The following is a 6,945-nucleotide window of genomic DNA, read 5'->3' as shown; positions in this document are numbered from 1 at the left end:
CGATAGTCGTCTCCGTAGCGCCGCTCCAGTTCGTCGGCGACGCCGGAGGCGACGGAGCCGACGACGGCGATGACGGTAGCGGTCGGCGGCGGGGAATCAGGCTCCGGGATCACGGCACGCCCCCTGTCGATGCGCCTCGCTGCGGGCCGTCGCGGGCGCGCCGCCCCGTGGGGCGAGTGTAGCGCCCTGGACAGCGGCGGCGTACGGGAAGAGACTTCCCACATGACCACCCCGCCGGGCATCCGAACCCCGGACCAGCGGCTCCGCGTCTTCGTCAGCTCGACCCTGAGGGAGATGGCGACGGAGCGGAAGGCCGCGCGCCGCGTGATCGAGGAGCTGGGCCTGACGGCCGTCATGTTCGAGCTCGGTGCCCGGCCGCACCCGCCGCGCGAGCTCTACCGCGCGTACCTTGCGCAGAGCGACATCTTCGTCGGCCTCTACGCCGAGCGGTACGGCTGGGTCGCGCCGGGGGAGGACGTCTCCGGGCTGGAGGACGAGTACCGGCTGGCGCCCGCCGAGATGCCTCGCCTCGTGTACGTCAAGACGGTCGACCGGCGCGAGCCCCGGCTCGACGCCCTGCTCGACCGTATCCGTGAGGAGGATCGGGCCGCGTACGTGTACTTCTCGGGCGAGGACGAGCTCGCGGAACTGCTGCGCGGCGACCTCGCCACGCTGCTGTCCGAGCGCTTCCGGCCGGCCGCCGGGCCGAGAGCGGAGCCGCCGTCCGCAGCGGGACCCGCGCGCCTGACGCCGCCGCCATCGCCGCTGACCAGGCTCATCGGCCGGGAGCGCGAGCTCGACGCGGTCGCGGGGCTGCTGCGCGGCGGCGCGCGGCTCGTCACCGTCACCGGTCCGGGAGGGATCGGCAAGAGCAGGCTCGCGCTCGAGGCCGCGGCGGCCGCGCGCGAGGACTTCCCCGACGGCATCGCGTTCGTCGATCTCACCGCGGTGCGCGACGTCTCGCAGGTCGCGCTCGCGATCGCCGGCGCGCTCGGCATCCACGACGTCGGCGCCCGTGACGTGGACGAGAAATCGCGCGTGGCGCTGCGCGACCGACGGCTCCTGCTCGTCGTGGACAACTTCGAGCAGGTGGCCGACGCGGCGCGCGGCCTCCGCGACCTGCTCGTGGACGTGCCGACGCTCACCGTCCTCGTGACGAGCCGGGTCCTGTTGCGGGTGGGCGGCGAGCAGGTCGTCGAGCTCGGCCCGCTCGCGCTGCCGGATGCAGATCGGACGGAGCCGGACGTGGCGGCGCGCTCCGCCGCCGTCGAGCTGTTCGTCGAGCGTCTGCGCGCGACGCGACCGGACTTCGCCCTCACGGCGGACAACGCGCAGGACATCGTCCACATCTGCCTGGCCCTCGACGGCGTCCCGCTCGCGATCGAACTCGCGGCCGCGCGCGCTCGCGCCCTGGCGCCCGCCGAGATCCTGCAGCGCCTGCGGCGCCGCCTGCCGGTCCTCGCGGGGGGCGGCCGCGACCTTCCCGAGCGTCAGCGCACCATGCGCGACACGATCGATTGGAGCGTGCAGCTCCTTCCGTCGTCCGCGCGCGACCGCTTCGCGGGTCTGGGGGCCTTCGCGGGGCCGTTCTCGCTGGACGCGGCCGAGGCGGTCACGGCGGGCGCGCCCGACGCCGATGTCATCGAGGACCTCGCCGTGCTCGTCGACAGCAGTCTCGTCCGGCAGGAGGAGCGGGGCGAACGCGCCGTGTACACGATGCTCGCGGCCGTCCGGGAGTTCGCGCGTGAGCAGCTCGCGACACGCGGCGACGCGGCGGAGCTGGCGGATCGGCACGCAGGATGGTTCCTCGCGCTCGCCGCTCACGCCGAGCGCCCGCTCGAGGGGCCGATGCAGCGCGAGTGGATCATCCGGCTCTCCGAGGTCGCCGACGACCTGCGGGCGGCGGAGCGACACCTGATCGAGTCGCACCGATGGGCTGACGCCGCTCTGCTCGCGTGGCGGCTCTACGTCTACTGGTGGATCGGCGGGCACCTGGGCGAGGTGCGAGGCTGGATGACCGAGGTGCTCACCGCCGGCGACCGGCTCGACGAGGGCACCCGGGCCATCGCCCTGTACTTCTCCCGCGCGATCGCGTTCTGGCAGGACCCGGACGAGTCGCTCGTGCCGGATCTGCGCGAGAGCGCCGCCGGGTTCCGCGCGATCGGCGATCGGGCCGGGGACGCGCTGGCGCTCGCCTCGGTCGGGCTCGCGCTCCTGGGAGCCGTGCGGCCGCCGGACGTGTCGGGCGCCAGAGCGGCCCTCGACGAGAGCCTCGCGCTCTTCCGGGAGGTGGGCGACTCGTGGGGCTGCGGGCTCGTCGTCGTCGCACTCGGCCGCATCGACCTGCTTGAGCGCCGCCCGGACGTCGCGCTCGGACGCTTCGACGAGGCGCTCGGCTTCGCGCACGACAACGGCGACCGGCTCAGCGAGTCGATCGCGCGTTTCCACCGCGGCGCGGCATTCCTGTTGCGCGGCGACGTCGACGCCGCGCGCGAGAGCTTCGCGGCCGGCCTTCGGATCTCGGACGAGCTCGATCACGACGAGGGACTCGCGTACGGCATCGAGGGCCTGTTGGCTGTCGCGGCCGCGCAGGGGCACGTCGAACACGCGGGACGACTGCTCGGTGCGGCCGAGGTGCTGCGCGAGCGCACGGGACTGTACGACGTGCCGACCTTCGCGGTGGCGGCGCCGTTCGTCGACGCACTGCGCGCGGGACCCGCCGCGAGCGATCTCGAAGCGGCGCGCGCGGCGGGCCGTGCGCTTCCCACACCGGAGGCGGTGGCCGAGGCGCTGCGACCGACGGGGGAGGGCTGAGTGCTGTCGACGCGCGATGACCGTGTGCTGAGGGCGACCCGCATCCTGTCCGCCGTCATCATCCCGTTCCTGGTCGTGGCGAGCGTGCTGCTCGTCGTGCTGCCGACTCAGACGGACGTCACCTTCGCGTGGACCATCCGGCCGCCCCTCACGGCGATGCTGCTCGGCGCAGCCTACGTGGGCGGCATCTGGTTCTTCACGGTCGTGTGCCTTGCCCGCGCATGGCATCTCGTATGGACGGGCTTTCCCGCCGTCGTCGTGTTCGCGACGCTCCTCGGCATCGCGACTCTCCTGCACGTCGACCGCTTCCATGCCGGTCACCCGTCGTTCATCGCGTGGGCCGCGCTGTACGCGACGACTCCCTTCGCCGTGCTCGCCGTGCTCCTCGTCAACCGCCGTCACGACGATGGGCGGCCCGACGCCGTCGACGCCGTGATACCGCGGGCTTGGGCGATCGCGCTCGCGACCGTGGGAGGGGCCGCGTCGCTCACGGGGCTCGTGCTGTTCACGCTGCCGCAGCTCCTCATCGACGTGTGGGGCTGGGCGCTCACGCCGCTCACCGCGCGCGTCGTCGGCGCCGTGCTCACCCTGCCGGGCGCGGTGGGCGTCTGGATGCTCGCCGACCGGCGGTGGTCGAGCTTCCGCGCCATCATCGCCGCGCAGCTCGCGAGCCTCGCGGTGATGATCGCGGCGCTCGCGGTGCGCGCGCAGGACGTCGACTGGACGCGGCCGGCGGCCTGGCTGTTCGCGACCGCGATCGTCGCCTCGGCGGCGGGCTACGTCGCCTTCTTCCTCACGATGGAGCGCCGGACGTCGGGACGGGCGCCGCGGAGCCGCCCGCGACCGGCGAGCCGATCTACATCCACAGGATGACCCGGATCCGCTCCGCGACCGACGCCGCGGACGGGCCGGCCGAGCAGGCTGGAGGCATGACCACATCCATGACCTCACCGCCGACTCCCGCCCTCCTGTCCGCGGCCGGCCTCGTGAAGAGCTACGGCCCCACCCGGGCGCTCGACGGCGTCTCGATCGAGGTGCGCGCGGGCGAGGCCGTCGCCATCATGGGCGCCTCGGGGTCGGGCAAGACCACCCTCCTGCACGTGCTCGCCGGGATCCTTCCGGCGGACCAGGGCGCCGTGACCCTGCAGGGCCGCTCGGGACCTGTGCGGATCGACGGCCTCGGCGAGGGGGAGCGGTCGCGGCTGCGCCGCGAGGAGTTCGGCTTCGTCTTCCAGCAGGGACTGTTGATCCCCGAGCTCACGGCCGTCGAGAACGTCGCGCTGCCGCTGCTGCTCACGGGCCACGCGCGTCGCGATGCCGAGGCGCACGCCGCGCAGTGGCTCGCGGCGCTCGGCCTCGCGGGGCTCGAGCAGCGTCGCATCGGGCAGCTGTCCGGCGGCCAGGCGCAGCGCGTCGCGATCGCGCGCGCCCAGGCGACCGGCGCACGCATCCTGTTCGCCGACGAGCCGACCGGCGCGCTCGACTCCGCCACGTCGTCCGACGTCATGACCGCGCTGCTGCACTCGACCCTCAGCCGGGGCCACGCGCTCGTGGTCGTGACGCACGACCCGCAGGTGGCCGCCCGCTGCTCCCGCACGATCCGGATGCGGGACGGTCGGATCACCGACGACGCTCCCGCTCCCGTCTCGAGCGAGGTGACCCGATGACCGTCGCACCCGCTCCGCTGGCTCCCGCGTCGGGCCGCGCACCCGTCGGACGGCTCACGTGGCTGCTCGCGCGACCGTCCGCGCAGAGCGGCGCGGCGCTCATCCTGCCCGCCGTGGCATTCGCGGTCACCACCGCGCTGCTGCTCGTCGTGCTGGGCGGCGTGCTGATGTTCTGGGGCTGGGACGTCGCAGAGCAGCCGGATGCCGGCGTCTACCAGATGCTCAGCGTGATCGCTCTCGCCGTGCTGGTGATCCCGCTCGTTTCCCTGGGTGGCGCCGCCGCGCGACTCTCCGCACGCCGCCGCGACGACCGCCTCGCGACGCTGCGCCTGCTCGGCGCCTCAACCGGCACGGTCGGCGCCATCACGGTGCTGGAGTCCACCGCCGTGGCGCTGGCCGGCGCGCTCGCGGGCGTCGTGCTGTCCCTCGCCCTGCTGCCGCTCGTCGGCCTCGTCTCGTTCGGCGGAGCGCCGATCGGGGGCGCCGCACTGTGGCCGGGCCTCCCCGCCGTCGCGGCTGTGATCGCGGGCGTCGCGGTGCTCGCCGCGATCAGCGCGGCGGTCGGCCTGCGCCAGGTCGTGGTGTCGCCGCTCGGCGTGCGCGCGCGCACCGACGCGCCCAAGCTGCACTGGGTGCGCGTCGCGATCGCGGTGGCGGTGGTCGCGCTCGGTTTCGCCGCGCTCAACATGCCCTCCATCGCGCCCGGCGTGATGGTCGCGTTCCTCATCGCCGGCGTGTTCGGTGCGGGGCTCGCCGTCCTCAATCTGCTGGGCCCCTGGCTCATCGGCGTGTTCGCCCGCGCACAGCTCCGCCGCGCGAAGACGGCCGCCCAGCTGCTCGCGGCGCGCACGGTGCTCGAGTCGCCGAAGTCGGCGTGGCGGCAGGTCGGCGGCGTGGCGATGACCTCGTTCGTCGCGGTCGTCGCGGGTGCGGGCATGGCCCTCGTCTCGGGTGCGCAGGACGCGCAGATCCTGATGCGCGACGTCCAGACCGGCGTGCTGCTGACCCTCGTCGTGTCGTTCGCGATGGTCGCCTGCTCGGTCGGCGTGAACCAGGCGGCCGCGATCCTGGATCGTCGCGCGCTGCACGTCGCGCTCGATCGCATCGGGATGCCCCTTGACGTCGCCGAGGCGGCGCGCACGCGCGCGACGATGGCGCCGCTGCTGTTCACGGTGATCGTGTCGGCGCTGATCGGCGGGGTGCTCGTGCTGCCGCTGGTCGGCATCGCGATGATCATGGCGCCGCTGTCGCTGGCCGTGATCGCCGTGTGCTTCGCCGCCGGGATCGCGGTGGTGTGGCTGGCTCTGCGCGCCACGCGGCCCGTGCTGCGGCGCGTGCTCGCGCAGCCCGACCGTGCGGAGTAGTGCTCGTCAGGGCCGGCACGGGGCGGGTTCGTCGCCGCTCCGTCGAGGGCCGGATCCTTCGTGCGCGCCTACGCCTCCGGCGTCGCGCGCGGACCCGGCCCCGGCCCGGGAGGCGGGCCCGGTTCGGGAGCGGGCGAGCGCCGCGAACGATCGCGCACCCGCTCGACGAGCACGCGCCAGGGGCCCTCGAGCCCGCGCTCGGGGAGCACGGCCTCGCGCTGCGCGTACGTGATGCGGTAGATGTAGCGGTCGGGTTCAGGCGGGGGAGCGGACGGGGCGTCGTCCCAGGGCAGCGACTCGACCAGGTCTCGCCATTCCCGGCGGTCGGGCTGCTGGTCGATCCGCACCTCCCACGTGACGCGGATGCCGGCGAAGCCGCCCGTCCGCACCACGACCACTCTCATGCGGGCAACGTTAGTCCCGGCGCATCTTCTCCCGCACCCGTCCGGGGCTGACCCCGACGGCGTCCCACGCCTCGGCGACCGCGCGGGCCTCGCCCGAGTCGTCGCCGAACAGCTCGGCCGCCACGACGCTCGTCGCGGCGGCGAACTGCGCGAACGTGGCGGTCGTGGTGATGCGATCGTCCGTGAGGGTCTTGTACCAGATGCGGCCCGCTCGCTCCCAGGCGTGGCCGCCCAGCGCTTCCGCGAGCACGACGAACGCGCGGTTCGGGATGCCCGAGTTGATGTGCACGCCGCCGTTGTCGTCGTCCGTCTCGACGTAGTCGCGCATGTGCGCGGGCTGCGGATCCTTCCCGAGCACCGGGTCGTCGTACGCCGTGCCGGGGGAGCGCATCGACCGGATCGCCTGGCCCTGCACCTTCTCGGTGAAGATTCCGTCCCCGATGAGCCACGTCGCCTCCTGGGCGGTGTGGCCCTGCACGTGCTGCTCGACGAGCGCACCGAACACATCGGAGATGTGCTCGTTCAGCGCGCCGGACTGGCCCTGGTACACGAGGTTCGCGCTGCGCTCCGTGACGCCGTGCGCGAGCTCGTGCCCGATGATGCTGAGGGATCCGGTGAATCCGCGGAAGATCTCGCCGTCGCCGTCTCCGAAGACCATGCGTGCGCCGTCCCAGAACGCGTTGTCGTACCGGTCGC

At 73.9% G+C, this 6,945-nt stretch carries 6 protein-coding genes; 4 read left to right on the top strand and 2 right to left on the bottom strand.

The features are described from left to right. Positions 1 to 222 precede the first annotated feature (222 nt). Genes RIF89_RS09445 through RIF89_RS09430 form a run of 4 tightly spaced genes read left to right on the top strand, consistent with a single transcriptional unit; the run spans position 223 to position 5,845 of the window. On the top strand, positions 223 to 2,814 hold the full coding sequence (locus tag RIF89_RS09445) for a DUF4062 domain-containing protein (protein WP_309068866.1): 2,592 nt from the start codon (positions 223 to 225) through the stop codon (positions 2,812 to 2,814). Then, positions 2,815 to 3,687, top strand: coding sequence for a hypothetical protein (locus RIF89_RS09440; RefSeq protein WP_309068865.1), 873 nt, complete (start codon positions 2,815 to 2,817; stop codon positions 3,685 to 3,687). 56 nt (positions 3,688 to 3,743) lie between these two features. Further along, complete coding sequence (locus RIF89_RS09435) at positions 3,744 to 4,481, top strand: ABC transporter ATP-binding protein (RefSeq protein WP_375294461.1); 738 nt, start codon at positions 3,744 to 3,746, stop codon at positions 4,479 to 4,481. Beyond that, on the top strand, positions 4,478 to 5,845 hold the full coding sequence (locus RIF89_RS09430; protein ID WP_309068864.1) for an FtsX-like permease family protein: 1,368 nt from the start codon (positions 4,478 to 4,480) through the stop codon (positions 5,843 to 5,845). The genes RIF89_RS09435 and RIF89_RS09430 overlap by 4 nt, the downstream gene beginning before the upstream one ends. A gap of 68 nt (positions 5,846 to 5,913) precedes the next feature. On the opposite strand, the gene RIF89_RS09425 is transcribed toward RIF89_RS09430, so the two are convergent. Both RIF89_RS09425 and RIF89_RS09420 read right to left on the bottom strand, forming a co-directional pair. After that, positions 5,914 to 6,249 (bottom strand): protealysin inhibitor emfourin, encoded by a 336-nt coding sequence (locus RIF89_RS09425; RefSeq protein WP_309068863.1) that lies wholly within the window; start codon positions 6,247 to 6,249, stop codon positions 5,914 to 5,916. Between the two features lie 10 nt (positions 6,250 to 6,259). Next, the coding region (locus tag RIF89_RS09420; RefSeq protein ID WP_309068862.1) for a M4 family metallopeptidase at positions 6,260 to 6,945 on the bottom strand (686 nt) is incomplete at its 5' end.

It is taken from the genome of Microbacterium sp., from assembly GCF_031178525.1.
Taxonomy (GTDB): domain Bacteria; phylum Actinomycetota; class Actinomycetes; order Actinomycetales; family Microbacteriaceae; genus Microbacterium.
The sequence above is the reverse complement of the archived record's forward strand: the minus strand, read 5'-3'. Positions and strand labels throughout refer to the sequence as shown.

Coding starts and splice junctions, on each gene's coding strand:
- RIF89_RS09445 (WP_309068866.1), top strand. CDS start 223: ATGACCACCCCGCCGGGCATCCGAACCCCGGACCAGCGGCTCCGCGTC.
- RIF89_RS09430 (WP_309068864.1), top strand. CDS start 4,478: ATGACCGTCGCACCCGCTCCGCTGGCTCCCGCGTCGGGCCGCGCACCC.
- RIF89_RS09425 (WP_309068863.1), bottom strand. CDS start 6,249: ATGAGAGTGGTCGTGGTGCGGACGGGCGGCTTCGCCGGCATCCGCGTC.
- RIF89_RS09435 (WP_375294461.1), top strand. CDS start 3,744: ATGACCACATCCATGACCTCACCGCCGACTCCCGCCCTCCTGTCCGCG.